The organism is Pseudomonas sp. G166, assembly GCF_037027455.2.
Lineage (GTDB): Bacteria > Pseudomonadota > Gammaproteobacteria > Pseudomonadales > Pseudomonadaceae > Aquipseudomonas.
Genome location: NZ_CP146985.1, coordinates 1 through 16,784, shown reverse-complemented (window position 1 = coordinate 16,784; position 16,784 = coordinate 1). Strand labels below are relative to the sequence as shown.

Annotated in this window: 13 protein-coding genes; 5 read left to right on the top strand and 8 right to left on the bottom strand. The window is 59.4% G+C overall.

Annotated features, from left to right (window positions below):
- Positions 1-187 precede the first annotated feature (187 nt).
- Together SGN16_RS00065 and SGN16_RS00060 are read right to left on the bottom strand one after the other, a co-directional pair.
- Positions 188-1,075, bottom strand: a complete 888-nt coding sequence (locus SGN16_RS00065; protein WP_335945006.1) for a lysophospholipid acyltransferase — start codon at positions 1,073-1,075, stop codon at positions 188-190.
- A 43-nt stretch (positions 1,076-1,118) separates the two neighbouring features.
- A complete protein-coding gene (locus SGN16_RS00060; protein ID WP_210642155.1) occupies positions 1,119-1,676 on the bottom strand; it encodes a DNA-3-methyladenine glycosylase I in 558 nt (185 codons plus the stop codon).
- An 81-nt stretch (positions 1,677-1,757) separates the two neighbouring features.
- Here SGN16_RS00060 and glyQ point away from each other — a divergent pair, with 81 nt between their 5' ends.
- The 4 genes from glyQ to SGN16_RS00040 all read left to right on the top strand — a co-directional run bounded on the left by glyQ (position 1,758) and on the right by SGN16_RS00040 (position 6,154).
- Complete coding sequence (gene glyQ / locus SGN16_RS00055) at positions 1,758-2,711, top strand: glycine--tRNA ligase subunit alpha (RefSeq protein ID WP_003177094.1); 954 nt, start codon at positions 1,758-1,760, stop codon at positions 2,709-2,711.
- A complete protein-coding gene (glyS, locus tag SGN16_RS00050) occupies positions 2,708-4,759 on the top strand; it encodes a glycine--tRNA ligase subunit beta (protein WP_335945005.1) in 2,052 nt (683 codons plus the stop codon). Before glyQ ends, glyS begins: the two co-directional genes overlap by 4 nt.
- A 4-nt stretch (positions 4,760-4,763) precedes the next feature.
- Positions 4,764-5,303 (top strand): D-glycero-beta-D-manno-heptose 1,7-bisphosphate 7-phosphatase, encoded by a 540-nt coding sequence (gmhB, locus tag SGN16_RS00045; protein ID WP_210645059.1) that lies wholly within the window; start codon positions 4,764-4,766, stop codon positions 5,301-5,303.
- Positions 5,304-5,383: 80 nt separating this feature from the next.
- On the top strand, positions 5,384-6,154 hold the full coding sequence (locus SGN16_RS00040; protein ID WP_210642153.1) for a lysophospholipid acyltransferase family protein: 771 nt from the start codon (positions 5,384-5,386) through the stop codon (positions 6,152-6,154).
- Positions 6,155-6,332: 178 nt separating this feature from the next.
- On the opposite strand, the gene SGN16_RS00035 is transcribed toward SGN16_RS00040, so the two are convergent.
- A complete protein-coding gene (locus SGN16_RS00035; protein WP_210642152.1) occupies positions 6,333-7,850 on the bottom strand; it encodes a PAS domain-containing sensor histidine kinase in 1,518 nt (505 codons plus the stop codon).
- 220 nt (positions 7,851-8,070) lie between these two features.
- Here SGN16_RS00035 and SGN16_RS00030 point away from each other — a divergent pair, with 220 nt between their 5' ends.
- A complete protein-coding gene (locus SGN16_RS00030) occupies positions 8,071-8,805 on the top strand; it encodes a response regulator transcription factor (protein WP_210642151.1) in 735 nt (244 codons plus the stop codon).
- 60 nt (positions 8,806-8,865) lie between these two features.
- Here the strand turns inward: SGN16_RS00030 and gabP are convergent, their stop codons facing one another.
- From gabP to dnaA, 5 genes are all read right to left on the bottom strand, one after another.
- On the bottom strand, positions 8,866-10,260 hold the full coding sequence (gabP, locus tag SGN16_RS00025) for a GABA permease (RefSeq protein WP_335945004.1): 1,395 nt from the start codon (positions 10,258-10,260) through the stop codon (positions 8,866-8,868).
- Between the two features lie 307 nt (positions 10,261-10,567).
- Positions 10,568-12,985: a DNA topoisomerase (ATP-hydrolyzing) subunit B gene (gene gyrB, locus SGN16_RS00020; RefSeq protein ID WP_210642149.1), complete on the bottom strand. Its 2,418-nt coding sequence runs from the start codon at positions 12,983-12,985 to the stop codon at positions 10,568-10,570.
- 5 nt (positions 12,986-12,990) lie between these two features.
- Entirely contained in the window at positions 12,991-14,094 is a 1,104-nt protein-coding gene (gene recF, locus SGN16_RS00015; protein WP_046063378.1) for a DNA replication/repair protein RecF, read from the bottom strand.
- 20 nt (positions 14,095-14,114) lie between these two features.
- Positions 14,115-15,218, bottom strand: coding sequence for a DNA polymerase III subunit beta (dnaN, locus tag SGN16_RS00010; RefSeq protein WP_007903001.1), 1,104 nt, complete (start codon positions 15,216-15,218; stop codon positions 14,115-14,117).
- 39 nt (positions 15,219-15,257) lie between these two features.
- The gene (gene dnaA / locus SGN16_RS00005; RefSeq protein ID WP_210642148.1) at positions 15,258-16,784 is read right to left on the bottom strand and encodes a chromosomal replication initiator protein DnaA; all 1,527 of its coding nucleotides are present in this window, start codon (positions 16,782-16,784) and stop codon (positions 15,258-15,260) included.

The window sequence follows — 16,784 nt, the reverse complement described above, 5'->3', positions numbered from 1 at the left end:
CCACAGGGCCTAGTTCACTGCGCGACAGCGCAGCGTCGAAGACGCGACGGCCACTCTCTCGCCACAGGAGGGTGGAGTCAGTTAGTTATGTGGCGGCTGTCAGGGCGCTATCGCGAGCAAGCTCGGCTCCCACAGGGGTTCTTGGGTGTTCACGATCCTGCATTCACCACACCCAAGCAACAGGCCTTCAATACCACCGCGCCTCACCCGGCGGGCGTTTCTTGAAGCGTTTCATGCTCCACATGTACTGGCTCGGGTAGGCCCGCACATAGCGCTCCACCACTTGGCTCATGGCCGCGCAGGCGGTTTCGGTGTCGGTGCTGTACATCGCGTCCGGGGCGGCTTCGAGGATGACTTTGTAGCCGGAGCCGTCCGGTAGGCGCAGGGCGTGAAGGAAGACGCCGACCGCTTTGCCGCCGGCGAGCATGTTCGGCACAAACTTGCTGGTCAGGGCCTGGGTGGCGAAGAAGGGCACGAAGATGCCGGCGGATTCGGCCGGTTCCGGGTCGGCGGGGATGCCCACTTGACCGCCCTTGCGCACTTCCTTGATGACGCTGAGGATGCCTTCTTTGGTCGACGCGGCGACTTTGTTGCCCAGTTGCACGCGCTGTTTGCGCAGCAGGTCATCCACCGCCTTGAGCTTGGGCGGACGGTAGAAAATGATCGGCTTGCACTGACTGCAATAGAAGTGGTTGAGCACTTCCCAGTTGCCCAGGTGGCTGGTGATGCCCACCACGCCTTTACCGGAGGCCAGCGCTTCTTTTAATACTTCCAGGCCTTCGACTTCACGCACCAGTTCGATGGAGCGCTGGGCCGGCCAGATCCAGGCGCAGGCGCTTTCGGTCAGGGATTTGCCGATGTCCTTGAGGCTTTGGCACACCAGGCGCTCGCGCTCGGCAGGGTCCATCTCGGGAAAACATTTGGCGAGGTTGATCCGCACCACATCGCGGGAGCGGTTGGGCAGTTTCCACATGAACCAGCCAATGGCCGCGCCCACCGCTTGCACCGCGCGCCAGGGCAGCAGCGCAAACAACCGCAGAGCGCCGACCAGCAAGGCGCCTTTCAACTTATCCACAGGTCACTCCTGAATGTATGGGCCGTGTTGCGAGCCGGCTATTCTAACCGCCGTTTGCCAGCTCGGCGTAGCGGTCGCAGTCCTGGGTGTGGTCCATGACCATCCCCGAGGCCTGCATCAAGGCGTAGCAAATGGTCGGGCCGACGAAAGTGAAGCCGGCTTTTTTCAGGCCTTTGCTCATCGCCAGGGCTTCGGGCGTGATGGCCGGCACTTCGGTGCGGTCCTTGAAATGGTTGATGATGGGTTTGTCACCGACGAACGACCAGAGGAACGCCACCGGATCTTCCAGGGCCAGCCAGGCTTGGGCGTTGCGCCGGGCGGCCTTGAGCTTGAGACGGTTGCGGATGATGCCGGGGTCGAGCATCAGGTCTTCGATTTCGGCGTCGCTCATCTGCGCCACGCGCTGCACATCAAAGCCGTACAACACTTCCCGGTAGTGCTCACGTTTGCGCAAAACGGTGATCCAGGACAGCCCGGCCTGGAACCCTTCGAGCAAAAGCAACTCGAACAAACCCTGCGCATCGCGCAGCGGCGTGCCCCACTCCTGGTCGTGATAAGCCATGTACAAAGGATCTTCGGAACACCAAAAGCAGCGTGGCATAAGGCTCCAGGGGGCGTGCGCACGAACGAATCGGGTATACTCCCGCTCTTTAAATCGCAGCCCAAGAAACAGGTGAATTTCGTGAGCCAGCCTACGCCAGCCGTGCGTACCTTCCAAGACTTGATCCTCGCCCTCCAGCAATACTGGGCCGAGCAAGGTTGCGTGGTACTTCAGCCCTACGATATGGAAGTAGGCGCCGGCACTTTCCACACTGCCACGTTTCTGCGCGCCATCGGCCCGGAAACCTGGAACGCCGCTTATGTGCAGCCCAGCCGCCGCCCGACTGACGGCCGCTATGGCGAAAACCCGAACCGTCTGCAGCACTACTACCAGTTCCAGGTGGTGCTGAAACCGAACCCGGAAAATTTCCAGGAGCTGTACCTCGGCTCCCTCAAACACGTGGGTCTGGACCCACTGGTGCACGACATTCGTTTCGTCGAAGACAACTGGGAATCGCCGACTCTGGGCGCCTGGGGCCTGGGCTGGGAAGTCTGGCTCAATGGCATGGAAGTGACTCAGTTCACTTACTTCCAGCAAGCGGGTGGCATCGAGTGCTACCCGGTGACCGGTGAAATCACCTACGGCCTCGAGCGCCTGGCGATGTACCTGCAAGGCGTGGATTCGGTCTACGACCTGGTATGGGCCGACGGCCCGTTCGGCAAAGTGACCTATGGCGATGTGTTCCACCAGAACGAAGTGGAGCAGTCGACCTACAACTTCGAACACGCCAACGTCGAGAAGCTGTTCGAACTGTTCGATTTCTATGAAAGCGAAGCCAAGCGCCTGATCGAACTGGACCAGCCGCTGCCGCTGCCGAGCTATGAAATGGTGTTGAAGGCTTCCCATACCTTCAACCTGCTGGACGCACGCCGGGCGATTTCCGTGACCGCGCGCCAGCAATACATCCTGCGTGTGCGCACCCTGGCGCGTTCCGTTGCGCAAGCCTACCTGCTGGCCCGTGCCAAGCTGGGCTTCCCGATGGCGACCCCGGATTTGCGTGATGAAGTGTTGGCTAAGCTGGAGGCTGCACAATGAGTGCTCAAGATTTTCTGGTTGAACTGGGCACCGAAGAACTGCCACCCAAAGCCCTGAACACCCTGGCTGATGCGTTCCTGGCTGGTATCGAGAAAGGCCTGCAAGCCGCTGGCCTGAACTTCGAAGCCAAGCACGTCTACGCCGCGCCGCGCCGCTTGGCCGTGCTGATCACCGCCCTGGCGACCCAGCAGCCGGACCGCAGCATCAACCTCGACGGCCCGCCACGCCAGGCTGCATTCGATGCCGACGGCAACCCGACCCAAGCCGCCCTCGGTTTCGCCAAGAAGTGTGGCGTAGACCTGAGCGAAATCGACCAGAGCGGCCCGAAGCTGCGCTACAGCCAGAGCATCAAGGGCAAGCCGACCGCCAGCCTGCTGCCGACCATCGTCGAAGACTCCCTCAATGACTTGCCGATTCCCAAGCGCATGCGCTGGGCTGCACGCAAGGAAGAGTTCGTGCGTCCGACCCAATGGCTGGTGATGCTGCTCGGTGACCAGGTCATCGACTGCACGATCCTGGCCCAGAAAGCCGGTCGCGATTCCCGCGGTCACCGCTTCCATCATCCGCAGAGCGTGCGCATCACCTCACCGGCCAACTACCTGGCCGACCTGCGTGCCGCCTACGTACTGGCCGATGCCAACGAACGCCGCGAGCTGATCAGCAAGCGCACCGAAGAACTGGCTACCCAACAGGAAGGCACCGCCATCGTGCCGCCTAACCTGTTGGACGAAGTGACCGCGTTGGTGGAGTGGCCGGTGCCGCTGGTGTGCTCGTTCGAGGAACGTTTCCTTGAAGTGCCGCAGGAAGCGCTGATCACCACCATGCAGGACAACCAGAAGTACTTCTGCCTGCTGGACGCCGAAGGCAAGTTGCTGCCGCGCTTCATCACGGTGGCCAACATCGAAAGCAAGGACCCACAGCAGATCATCGCCGGTAACGAGAAAGTCGTTCGCCCGCGCCTGACCGATGCCGAGTTCTTCTTCAAGCAAGACAAGAAACAGCCGCTGGCAAGCTTCAACGAACGCCTGCAAAACGTGGTGTTCCAGGAAAAACTCGGCAGTGTCTACGACAAGGCCGAGCGCGTGTCGAAACTGGCGGCGTTCATCGCTCCGCGCATCGGCGGCGACGCCCAGCGTGCGGCCCGTGCCGGCATCCTGTCCAAGTGCGACCTGGCCACAGAAATGGTCGGTGAGTTCCCGGAGATGCAAGGTGTCGCCGGTTACTACTACGCCCTCAACGACGGCGAGCCGCGAGACGTGGCCCTGGCGCTGAACGAGCAGTACATGCCCCGTGGTGCCGGCGCTGAACTGCCGACCACCCTGACCGGTGCGGCAGTGGCTATCGCCGACAAGCTCGACACTCTGGTGGGTATTTTCGGCATCGGCATGCTGCCCACCGGCAGCAAAGACCCGTATGCCTTGCGTCGCGCGGCGCTGGGTGTGCTGCGGATCCTGATCGACAAGCAATTGGACCTGGACCTGAACGACGCCGTGGCATTCGCCGTCAACGCGTTCGGCAGCAAGGTCAAGGCTGCCGGCCTGGCCGATACGGTGCTGGAGTTCATCTTCGACCGCCTGCGTGCGCGTTATGAAGACGAAGGCGTCGACGTCGCCACCTATCTGTCGGTGCGAGCACTGAAGCCGGGTTCGGCCCTGGACTTCGACCAGCGCGTTCAAGCGGTGCAGGCTTTCCGCCAACTGCCGCAAGCGGCAGCGCTGGCGGCGGTGAACAAGCGTGTGTCGAACCTGCTGAGCAAGGCCGAGCCTTCGGTCAAGGCTGTGGAAGCACGTTACTTTGATAACGCTGCAGAGTTTTCGCTCCACTCGGCGATTCAACAGGCCCATGCGTCGGTGCAACCGCTCATGGAAAAGCGCGAGTATGCCGAAGCACTGGCGCGCCTGGCAGCGCTGCGCGAGCCTGTCGATGCGTTCTTTGAAGCCGTGATGGTGAATGCGGATAACGAAGACGTTCGCAAGAATCGCTATGCATTGCTGGCACGCCTGCGCAGCCTGTTCCTCAATATTGCCGACATTTCCGTGCTGGGTTGAGGAGCTGCTGTTGAAACTGCTGATTCTCGATCGGGATGGGGTGATCAATCACGACTCCGACGCTTACATCAAATCGGTGGAGGAGTGGTTGCCGCTCCCGGGTTCGATCGAAGCTATCGCGCAGTTGAGCAAGGCCGGCTGGACGGTGGCGGTCGCCACCAACCAGTCGGGCATTGCTCGCGGTTACTACGGCGTCGCTGTTCTGGAGGCCATGCATGAGCGTTTACGCGAATTGGTGGCCGAGCAGGGCGGCGAAGTCGGGCTGATCGTCTATTGTCCACACGGGCCGGACGAAGGCTGCGATTGCCGCAAGCCCAAGCCGGGCATGTTGAAAACCATCGCCGCGCATTACCACGTCGCGCTGGCGGGCGTATGGTTCGTGGGCGACAGCCTCGGTGACCTGGAGGCGGCCAAGGCCGTCGATTGTCAGCCAGTTTTGGTAAAGACCGGGAAAGGCGAAAAGACTCTGGGCAAGACCCTGCCGGTGGGCACCTTGATTTTTGACGACTTGGCGGCGATTGCCGCTGAACTTATCCACAATTAGAGCTCCCAAGACAACCTGATCAAGGATTGTTCGGGAAGCGCTTGAACAGGCGGGCATAGCCCGCAACGGTAAATGCCGCTATGTCGATATTGCGGGCCATCAGAGCCTTTCTCTTTTACCTGCTGCTGGGTACCAGTTCTTTGTTGTGGTGCTCCCTGAGTTTTTTTATCGCGCCTTTTCTGCCGTTCAGGGCGCGCTACCGTTTCATCAATGTGTACTGGTGCCGTTGCGCACTGTGGTTGAGCAAGGTGTTCCTGGGCATCAGCTATGAAGTCAAAGGTGCCGAGAACGTGCCTGACCGGCCCTGCGTGATCCAGTCCAACCACCAGAGCACCTGGGAGACATTCTTTCTCTCGGCCTATTTCGAGCCCTTGAGCCAAGTGCTCAAGCGTGAACTGTTGTTCGTGCCGTTCTTCGGCTGGGCCATGGCGATGCTGCGCCCGATCGCTATCGATCGTGACAACCCCAAGGCTGCGCTCAAGCATGTGGCGAAGAAGGGCGACGAGCTGCTCAAGGACAACGTATGGGTACTGATCTTTCCCGAAGGCACCCGTGTTCCTTACGGAACGATCGGCAAGTTCTCCCGGGGCGGTACCGCATTGGCGGTGAACGCGGAGCTACCCGTACTGCCGATTGCACACAATGCCGGCAAATTCTGGCCTAAGGCGGGCTGGATCAGAAAGCCAGGTGTCATCACCGTGGTGATCGGCGCACCGATGTACGCCGAAGGGACTGGGCCGCGCGCCATTGCCGAGCTTAACGACCGTGTACAAGCCTGGAATGAGCAGGCACAACGGGAGATGGGTTCGCTTCCCGCAGCGCCGGCCGCCACGGATAAACTCGCTGTTTGAGATCTGTGGATAACCTGTGTACCGTTTTCCCTGAAACCGTTGCTTTTATGTTGTAGGTCTATGTTTTTTATACATATTTCATAAACACATAAAACGCTCAGAAAGGTGCATAAGTTTTTATAGCGGTCCAAAGAAGAGCGCAGCCTTTGGTAACTCCTGCAGAAGGCTGCGGTCTTTTTTAATCTTCCAGCAAGGGGAATCCCAAGCTAAACGTTGTGCCTTTACCCACCACGCTATGACACTCGATTTTCCCGCCATGATGGTCAACCACCGCCTTGACCATCGACAGTCCCAAGCCAATGCCATCCACCCCTTGTGCTGATGAAAACCGTCGGTACTGACTGAACAGCTCCGGCAATTCTTCAGCGCTGATACCCTTGCCTTGGTCAGCGACATTGCAGGTCAACCAACCCGCCGTGCAATGAACCTGCAGCGAGATACAGGAGTCGGGCGAGCTGTACTTGATGGCATTTTCCAGCAAATTGAACAGCGCACGGGTCAGCAAAGATTGATCTGCTTTCACCATCGCTTCTTCATGGTGTATTTCGTGAGTGAGCTGGATGCGCTTGGCCTGCGCGATGGGTAATGCCTGGTCGATCACGTCCAGAACCAGCATGGCGAACAACGTTGGCTGAAATTGATAAGCCTCGGATTCAGCCTTGGCTAATTGTACGAAGCCGTCAGTCAGGTCCAGGGCGCGACGTACCTGACGCTCGATCTGGTCAAACACGGGGTTATTTCCGCCCGCCTCATGCCGCTGCACATCGAGCAACGCGAGGATCGCCGAGTGAGGGGCGCGCAAATCATGGGACAAAAAACGCAACATGACGCTGCGCTGCTCCTCGGCTTCACGCTCCGCGCTCAGGTCAATCAGGCTCAGCAGCCAACCAATTGGCGCGTCGCCGTCGACCGGTAATAGGGAGGCCCGTTCCAAGCGCAAGCTGCGTTCCCGGGCATCGCGAAACTCCACCAATGGCAATGTGGATAAGCACTGCTGCGCACCACCGGCCAACCCTGGATAACCCAGTTGCGCGAGATGTTCCAGCACATCCCCGCCTGCCAGGCCATGGCCGAACAGATCACGGGCCTTGCGGTTACCGAGCAACAGCTTGCCTTGGGGGTCACTGATCATCGTTGCCACGGGCAGGTATTCCAGGCCATCGGCGATGAAGCGGCGAGTATCACGCGTTCGACTCATGGCTTGTTCCAACGCCATGATCTGGCCCTGCAAGCGGTCACTGCCGGTGTACGGGGACCGACGACGTTCCGGGAACACCTTCGGCTCAGAGTCCAAACGTGCCAACTCCCAGCCGAAATAGGCCAACACCACACTCAGCCGTCGCCAGTTCCAGATCAGGTAGCCAAACAGCATGCCCAAGACACTGGCCATCGGCGACCACCACCAGCCCCGCGCGCCCAGCACCGCGCTGAGCAACAGTGCCAGGCTCATGCCGCCCACCGTCGTCCATAAGGCCAGGCGCGGACGCAGCAACAGCAGCCCCAGCACGCAAGCCACCAGGCACACCGACAACAACGCAGCGCCTGGGCCGTTGGCAGTCATCTGGGCGCTGAACGAGAGCAGGGCAGTGAGCGGTAACAGCAAAAGACTTATCCACAACCATTCCCGCACCAATTGTCGAAACAATCGCTGGACCTGGGTCGGTTCACGGCTTTCACGGCGACGCTGGTTGCTCATAAGCACTCTGACTGAAGATTGGAAGCGGGGATCTTTTTCATGGGTTATGCGTCAAACCGCCGGGCGCAAAGCCCAAGACTATAACGGACTCGCTGGTTGGCGTGCTGCTGCCTTTCCCTCTGCACTGCGAGCCGGTATTGTCGCAACCAGCGACAGGGGGCATTGCACTGCATGGCCACCTGAGATGTCCGTTACTTCCGAGATCAAGGAATCGCGTCCCATGCGTGTCGCCATACTGGATGACGAACCGGCCGAACTGCGCCGGGTGGAACAGACACTGCAACAAATCCCCGGCAAGGGCGAGCAAGCCTGGACCCTGCACAGCTTTGAACGCGGCGAAGACCTGTTGCGGCAACTGCGCCGGGAAACCTTCGATCTGTTGGTCCTCGACTGGCAACTGCCCGATATCAGTGGCTTGTCGCTGCTGCGCTGGACACGCGAGCACATGGACTCGCCACCGGCCGCCATCATGCTCACCAGTCGCGACGGCGAGCACGACATCGTCCAGGCCCTCAACGCTGGTGCCGACGATTATGTAAGCAAACCCTTCCGGCCCAACGAACTCAAGGCCCGGGTCACCGCCGTGCTGCGTCGCCACAACCTGCAACGGACCCCGGCCAGCGATGTGCTGGTGTTCAACGATCTGGAGTTCGACGACGCTGAGCTGACGGTCACTCGCGCCGGTATCCCCATCAGCCTGACCGAACGGGAATACCGCCTGGCCCGCTGCCTGTTCGCCAACCTGGGCCGCCCACTGTCCCGGGAGTACTTCTACGAGCGCTTCTGGACCCACGAGGAAATGACCTCGTCCCGTCCGCTCGACACCCATATCTATCGCCTGCGCAACAAGCTCGGGCTGACGGCGGACCGAGGTTGGCAGTTGCTGACCATTTATGGGTATGGGTATCGGTTGGAGAGTGTAGCGGCAGGGAGTGAGGCGTCGGTGGCAAGTTAAAAAACCGATAGGTATGGATGCATCGTGGCGAGGGAATTCATCCCCTCGCCACGATGGATATCACCCGATCGTCGGCACCAAGCTTCCTGCTTTTGCGATCCGACGACGCTGTATCAGCACACCGGATATCACCACCAACACACTCAACAGACCCGTCGCGAGGATCTCCACCCGATGGGCCTCCTGGAACAGCATGATGGTCAGGGCACCGACGATGAATACGATCACCGCGTAGGTCAGGCCCGGAAACAACCACATACTGAAGGCGACGTTTTCACCGCGAGCCATGCGCTGTTTGCGCATACGCAGTTGCGAAATCGCAATGACCAGGTATACCAACAGTGCGATGGCGCCAGAACTGGCCAGCAGAAACTCGAAAACCGCGGCTGGGGCCACATAGTTGGCGAACACAGCGAGGAAGGCGGCCCCAGTCGAGAGCATCACCGCCCAGTAAGGTGTGCCGCTCTTGTTGGTGCGCTGGGAAACGGCCGGTGCATCACCGCGCTTGCCCAACGAGAACATCATTCGCGAGGCCGTATAAAGCGCTGAGTTGAGGCAACTGGTGACCGCCACCAGGACGACAATGTCGACGATCAGCTTGGCATTGGGAATACCCATGCGCTCCAACACAGTCTGGTAAGAACCTACGCTGGCGAGCAGCGGGTCATTCCAGGGCACCAAGGCAACGACGATGAAGATGGAGACGAGATAGAACAAGCCAATTCGCCAGATCACCGAGTTGGTCGCCTTGGATATCTGCTGGCCAGGGTTCTTCGATTCAGCGGCGGCGATGGTGACGATCTCAGTACCCATGAACGAGAACATGGTGGTCAGGATTGCCCCCAGCACCGCGCCCATGCCGTTTGGCAGGAAGCCTTGCGTGTCGAACAGATGCGAAACACCACTGACCTGGCTGGTGGGTAGCAAGCCGAAGATCGCCATCACGCCAAGACCAATGAAGCCAATGATCGCTACAACCTTGACCAGGGCGAACCAGAACTCAAACTCCCCGTAATTTTTCACGCTGAACAGGTTGGTGACCGTCAGCAGCAGGGTGATGACCAGGGTGAAGGCCCAGATGGCCACGTTCGGGAACCAGGCATGCAGGATGGTCGCGGCGGCGTTGGCCTCCAGCGGAATGACCAAGACCCAGAACCACCAGTAGAGCCAGCCGATGGTGAAACCGGCCCAATGACCGATCGCACGGTCGGCGTAGGTCGAGAAGGAGCCAGTGTCCGGCGACGCCACCGCCATTTCGCCCAGCATCCGCATCACCAATACCACCAAGGCACCGGCAGCGGCGTAAGCCAGCAGCACGGCCGGACCGGCTGCGGCGATAGCGTGGCCGGAGCCGACGAACAGGCCGGCGCCAATCACGCCGGCGATGGAGAGCATCGTCACATGACGGGGCTTAAGCCCTTGCTCCAGATGATTGGAAGTTTGCGTACCGCTCATTGAGACTACCCTTGGTATTTGGATTTATTCGTACCACCTCGTCCCATCGTTTTCTGTAAATTTAAAAAAACGATGTGTAAGTTATTTAACACGCAAGTTCTGCGCCAGGGTTTCTCTGCCCCCCGTTTCCCGGGGGTCTTATCCATTTCCCAACTCATTGGGGTTAAAAGCTTTTGCTAGAAGTGTTACTGGGTTACCCGTTTTTTTGAGCAACAGGTCTGACAGAGAACGTTGCTGATTTTTTACACATATAAAAAAAGGCCAACGCATATGCGTTGGCCTTTTTCGTTGGGGCAGGGTGGCTGGATCAGAAATCCAGGTTAGACACCGCCAACGCATTGCTCTCGATGAAGTCACGACGAGGCTCGACCGCATCACCCATCAGGGTGTTGAAGATCTGGTCCGCGCCAATGGCGTCTTCGATGGTGACTTTCAGCATCCGGCGCGAGCTTGGGTCCATGGTGGTTTCCCACAGCTGATCCGGGTTCATTTCACCCAGACCTTTATAGCGCTGGATGGTATGGCGCTTGGTGCTTTCGGCCATCAGCCATTCAAGGGCTTCCTTGAACTCGGTCACGGCTTTCTTGCGCTCGCCACGCTGGATGTAAGCGCCTTCGTCCAACAGCGTGCTCAATTGCGCGCCAAGGGAGACGACGGTCTTGTAGTCGTTGCTGCCGAAGAAGTCGCGGTTGAAGGTGACGTAGTTCGACAGGCCATGGGAGATCAGTTCGACCTCTGGCAGCCAGACGTTACGTTCACGGTCTTCGCGCAGGCTGGCTTTATAGACCAGGCCGGACTTCTCGACAGTGCGCAGGCGAACTTCGTACTGGGCCAGCCAATCCTGCATCGCGGCGTGATCGGACAATTGCTCCAGGCTGACGGCCGGCAGGTAGATGAAGTGCTCGGTCAGTTCCTGCGGGTACAGGCGCGACAGGCGCTTGAGGGTCTTCATCACCAGGCGGAAATCGTTGACCAGGCGCTCAAGGGCTTCGCCGGAGATGCCAGGGGCTTCTTCGTTCAGGTGCAGGCTCGCATCTTCCAGGGCCGACTGCGTCATGTACTCTTCCATGGCGTCGTCGTCTTTGATGTATTGCTCTTGCTTGCCTTTCTTGACCTTGTACAGCGGCGGCTGGGCGATATAGATGTAGCCACGCTCGATCAGCTCCGGCAACTGACGGAAGAAGAACGTCAGCAGCAGGGTGCGGATGTGCGAACCGTCGACGTCAGCATCGGTCATGATGATGATGTTGTGATAACGCAGCTTGTCGATGTTGTACTCTTCGCGGCCGATGCCACAGCCCAGCGCAGTGATCAGCGTGCCGACCTCCTGCGAAGAGATCATCTTGTCGAAGCGCGCCTTCTCGACGTTCAGGATCTTACCCTTGAGCGGCAGGATGGCCTGGGTACGGCGGTTGCGTCCCTGCTTGGCGGAACCGCCAGCAGAGTCACCTTCCACCAGGTACAGTTCGGACAGGGCAGGGTCCTTTTCCTGGCAGTCGGCCAGTTTGCCCGGCAGGCCGGCGATGTCCAGCGCGCCTTTGCGGCGAGTCATCTCACGGGCCTTGCGCGCTGCTTCACGGGCACGAGCGGCGTCGATCATCTTGCCGACGACCAGCTTGGCTTCGTTCGGGTTTTCCAACAGGAAGTCGGAGAAGTACTTGCCCATTTCCTGCTCGACCGCGGTCTTCACTTCGGAAGAGACCAGCTTGTCTTTGGTCTGGGAGCTGAACTTCGGATCCGGCACCTTCACCGAGATAATCGCGGTCAGGCCTTCACGGGCATCATCACCGGTGGTGGCGACTTTGTGCTTCTTCGCCAGGCCTTCCTGTTCGATGTAGTTGTTCAGGTTACGGGTCAGCGCCGAACGGAAACCCACCAGGTGAGTACCGCCATCGCGCTGCGGAATGTTATTGGTGAAGCACAGCAGGTTCTCGTTGAAGCTGTCGTTCCACTGCAGGGCGATTTCCACGCCGATACCGTCTTCACGCTGCACGTTGAAGTGGAACACCTGGTTGACCGGGGTCTTGTTGGTGTTCAGGTACTCAACGAACGCACGCAGGCCACCTTCGTACTTGAACAGCTCTTCCTTGCCGCTGCGCTCGTCTTTGAGGACGATGCCGACACCGGAGTTCAGGAAGGACAGCTCACGAATCCGCTTGGCCAGGATGTCCCAGCTGAAGTGGATGTTCTTGAAGGTTTCGCTGGAAGCCTTGAAGTGGATCTGGGTGCCGGTGCTTTCGCTGTCGCCAACGATCGCCATCGGTGCCTGGGGCACGCCGTGAATGTAGGTCTGTTCCCAGATCTTGCCACTGCGGCGAACCGTGAGAACAAGCTGTTCGGACAGCGCGTTCACCACCGACACACCTACGCCGTGCAGGCCGCCGGATACTTTGTAGGAGTTATCGTCGAACTTACCGCCAGCGTGGAGGACGGTCATGATGACCTCAGCGGCGGAAACGCCTTCCTCTTTGTGTACGTCTACCGGGATGCCACGGCCGTTGTCGCGAACGGTGATGGACTCATCCGGGTGGATGATGATGCTGATGTCGTCGCAATGGCCGGCGAGGGCTTCGTCGATGGAGTTGTCGACCACCTCGAACACCATGTGGTGCAGGCCGCTGCCATCGTCGGTGTCACCAATGTACATACCGGGACGTTTGCGTACGGCATCCAGGCCTTTCAGCACTTTAATGCTCGTTGAGTCGTACGTATTTTCTTCGCTCAATGCCTTCACTCCCGATGGTCGTGGGTCTGGGTGATACGGCCCTGTTCCACGTGGAACAGGGCGACTGGCGTTTCCGTCTGCCAGCCTTCCCTCAATAATTCGTGGTCTACACAGGTGATGAAAACCTGGCAGCGTAAGTCTTCCAGCAAGCGGCATAGCGCGCGGCGGTGGGCTTCGTCCAGCTCGGACGGCAAGTCATCCACCAGATAAATACACTGCCCGCGACGGGCCTGGCTGACCAGGTGCCCCTGGGCAATACGCAAGGCACACACCACCAACTTCTGCTGCCCCCGGGACAAGATGTCCGCGGCGTTATGTGCGCCCAATCTGAGACGCAAGTCAGCACGTTGTGGTCCGGCCTGGGTATGGCCCATCTGCTGGTCCCGCTGCAGCGAGCCAGCCAGTACGGTGCTCAATTCCCGGTCTTTGTCCCAGCCTCGGTAATAGCTGAGCGTCAGGCCCTCAAGCTCAACCAGCTCGCTCAAGGTCTGCTCGAAGACCGGTTTCAAGGCTTTGATGTAAGCGCGGCGGTATTCATCAATTTCAGCGCTGGCCTGGCACAGTTCCCTGTCCCAAACCGCTTGCGAAACGGCGTCAAGTGTACCATGTCGCAGCCAAGAGTTTCTCTGGCGCAGCGCCTTCTGCAGGCGTTGCCAAGTGGTCATGAAGCGCGGTTCCACGTGGAACACGCCCCAGTCGAGAAATTGCCGGCGAATCTTCGGTGCGCCCTCCAGCAAGCGGAAGCTATCCGGGTTGATCAACTGCAATGGCAGGATCTCGGCCAACTGTGCCGCGCTCCGAGCGTTCTGCCCATCGATGCGGATCTGGAACTCGCCTTGCCGGTCCCGCGATATCCCCAGCGCGCTATGGCCGCCTTCTGCCAGTTCCACCTGCCCGAACACCGTACAGGCCAGTTGATCGTACTGGATGACCGGCAACAGACGGCTGCTGCGGAACGAACGGGCAAGCCCCAACAAATGAACGGCTTCCAGGACGCTGGTTTTGCCGCTGCCGTTGGCGCCGTAAAGGATATTTATGCGGGGGGAAGGGGAGAAGGTCACCGGGTGCAGATTGCGCACCGCGGTGACCGAGACGCGACTTAAGGACATCTAGCTTCTGCTGAGCATGATTACAGACGCATCGGCATGACAACGTAAGCCGAATCGTCGTTATCGGACTCCTGCACCAGCGCGCTGCTGTTGGAGTCAGACAGGATCAGACGCACTTGCTCAGTGGTCATCACGCCCAACACGTCGAGCAAGTAGCTGACGTTGAAGCCGATTTCCAGGGAACCACCGTTGTACTCAACGCCCACTTCTTCTTCCGCTTCTTCCTGCTCCGGGTTGTTCGCCTGGATTTTCAGCTGACCATTGGCCAGTTGCAGGCGGATACCACGGTACTTCTCGTTGGACAGGATCGCGGTCCGGCTGAACGCTTCGCGCAGCGCCTGACGGTCGCCCAATACCAGTTTGTCGCCGCCTTTAGGCAGCACACGCTCGTAATCAGGGAATTTGCCATCCACCAGTTTCGAAGTGAAGGTGAACTCACCGGTGGTGGCGCGGATGTGATGCTGGCCCAGCACGATGCTGACGTTACCGTCCGGTTCGGTCAGCAGGCGGGCCAACTCCAGGATGCCTTTGCGCGGCACGATCACCTGATGGCGATCCGGTTGACCGATATCGGCCTGCATCGAGCACATCGCCAGACGGTGACCGTCAGTTGCAACAGCGCGAATGATGCCGGCAGACACTTCCAGGAGCATGCCGTTGAGGTAATAACGCACATCCTGCTGAGCCATGGCGAAACTGGTGCGCTCGATCAAACGGCGCAATTTGCTTTGCTCGAGGCTGCAGGTCAGCGAACCCGGGCCTTCTTCTACCGTCGGGAAATCGTTGGCAGGCAGGGTAGACAAGGTGAAACGGCTGCGGCCGGCCTTGACCACGAGCTTCTGCTCATCGACCTTGATGTCGATCAGCGCGTCGTTGGGCAGGCTTTTGCAGATGTCCATCAGCTTGCGCGCCGGCACGGTAATGGAACCCGGATCGGCCGGCTCTTCAAGTTGCACACGACCGACCAGCTCGACTTCCAGGTCGGTACCGGTCAGCGACAATTGCTGGCCTTCGACAACCAGCAACACGTTGGAAAGTACCGGCAAGGTCTGGCGGCGTTCGACGACGCCTGCGACCAGTTGCAGGGGTTTCAACAGGGCTTCGCGTTGAATGGTGAAATGCATGGTCTAGTCCCTTGCCTTAATAAGCTGCGCTGGTGGTCATCAAGTGGTCAGTGTACGCAGCAGGTTCTTGTAGTCCTCGCGGATGTCCGCGTCGGATTCCTTAAGTTCATTGATCTTGCGGCAGGCGTGCAACACGGTGGTGTGATCGCGCCCGCCAAACACATCGCCGATTTCCGGCAGGCTGTGGTTGGTCAGTTCCTTGGACAGGGCCATGGCCACCTGGCGCGGACGTGCCACCGAGCGCGAACGACGTTTGGACAGCAGATCGGAAATCTTGATTTTGTAGTATTCAGCAACGGTGCGCTGAATGTTATCCACAGATACCAGCTTGTCCTGGAGCGCCAGAAGATCCTTCAACGATTCGCGAATCAGCTCGATGGTGATGTCGCGGCCCATGAAGTGCGAGTGAGCGATCACCCGCTTGAGGGCGCCTTCGAGCTCGCGCACGTTGGAGCGGATACGCTGGGCAATGAAAAACGCCGCGTCGTGAGGCAACTCGACCTTGGCCTGGTCGGCCTTCTTCATCAGGATCGCGACCCGGGTTTCCAGCTCCGGGGGCTCGACGGCCACCGTCAGGCCCCAGCCGAAACGTGACTTGAGACGTTCTTCCAGGCCTTCAATTTCTTTCGGGTAGCGGTCGCTGGTGAGAATGACCTGCTGCCCGCCTTCCAGCAATGCGTTGAAGGTGTGGAAAAACTCTTCCTGGGAACGTTCCTTGCGAGCGAAGAACTGAATGTCATCGATCAGCAAGGCGTCCACCGAACGGTAGAAACGCTTGAACTCGTTGATCGCGTTCAGTTGCAGCGCCTTGACCATGTCGGCCACGAAACGCTCGGAATGCAGGTACACGACCTTGGCATTCGGGTTCTTCTTTAATAGATGGTTACCCACAGCGTGCATCAAGTGGGTTTTACCCAGGCCCACGCCGCCATAAAGGAAGAGCGGGTTATAACCATGCTTGGGGTTATCCGCGACCTGCCAGGCTGCCGCCCGGGCCAACTGGTTGGACTTGCCTTCGACGAAATTCTCGAAGGTAAAGGTCCGGTTCAGGTAACTGGTGTGCTTGAGCGCACCCTCGACCTGAACCGTACGCTGTTCGGCGCGCACCGGGGCCTGCTGGGAGCTGGCCCCGGCCATGGGGTCGAAGCTGTCCCGGGACGGTTCTTCGCTGACCTCAGCCACTTTTTGCGCATTACGTTTGCTCGGGGCGGGCGCCGGCGCTGGCGCGACATGGTTGTTAACCGGCGCCGAGGCAACCTGCTGGGCCTGTGACGCGGCGGCAGCCAGCGGCGCATTGGGCGCGGCCCGTGGAGCCGAACTGCGTTTGCTGCCTATTAATAAGGACAACGCGGGCGCCATGCCATTGCCATGCTCGTCGAGCAGTTCCATGACCCGACCCAGGTACTTTTCGTTGACCCAGTCGAGAACGAAACGGTTCGGTGCATAGACACGCAACTCGTCGCCTTCGGCTTCGACCTGTAGTGGACGGATCCAAGTGTTGAATTGTTGGGCAGGCAGCTCTTCGCGCAAAAGCTCCACGCACTGCTGCCAAAGTTCCACTGACAC

Bases quoted from the DNA above. Each gene is read 5' to 3' on its own strand.
- SGN16_RS00035 (WP_210642152.1), bottom strand. From the start codon at position 7,850: ATGAGCAACCAGCGTCGCCGTGAAAGCCGTGAACCGACCCAGGTCCAG.
- gabP (WP_335945004.1), bottom strand. From the start codon at position 10,260: ATGAGCGGTACGCAAACTTCCAATCATCTGGAGCAAGGGCTTAAGCCC.
- SGN16_RS00040 (WP_210642153.1), top strand. From the start codon at position 5,384: ATGTCGATATTGCGGGCCATCAGAGCCTTTCTCTTTTACCTGCTGCTG.
- SGN16_RS00030 (WP_210642151.1), top strand. From the start codon at position 8,071: ATGCGTGTCGCCATACTGGATGACGAACCGGCCGAACTGCGCCGGGTG.
- SGN16_RS00060 (WP_210642155.1), bottom strand. From the start codon at position 1,676: ATGCCACGCTGCTTTTGGTGTTCCGAAGATCCTTTGTACATGGCTTAT.
- glyS (WP_335945005.1), top strand. From the start codon at position 2,708: ATGAGTGCTCAAGATTTTCTGGTTGAACTGGGCACCGAAGAACTGCCA.
- recF (WP_046063378.1), bottom strand. From the start codon at position 14,094: ATGTCCTTAAGTCGCGTCTCGGTCACCGCGGTGCGCAATCTGCACCCG.
- dnaN (WP_007903001.1), bottom strand. From the start codon at position 15,218: ATGCATTTCACCATTCAACGCGAAGCCCTGTTGAAACCCCTGCAACTG.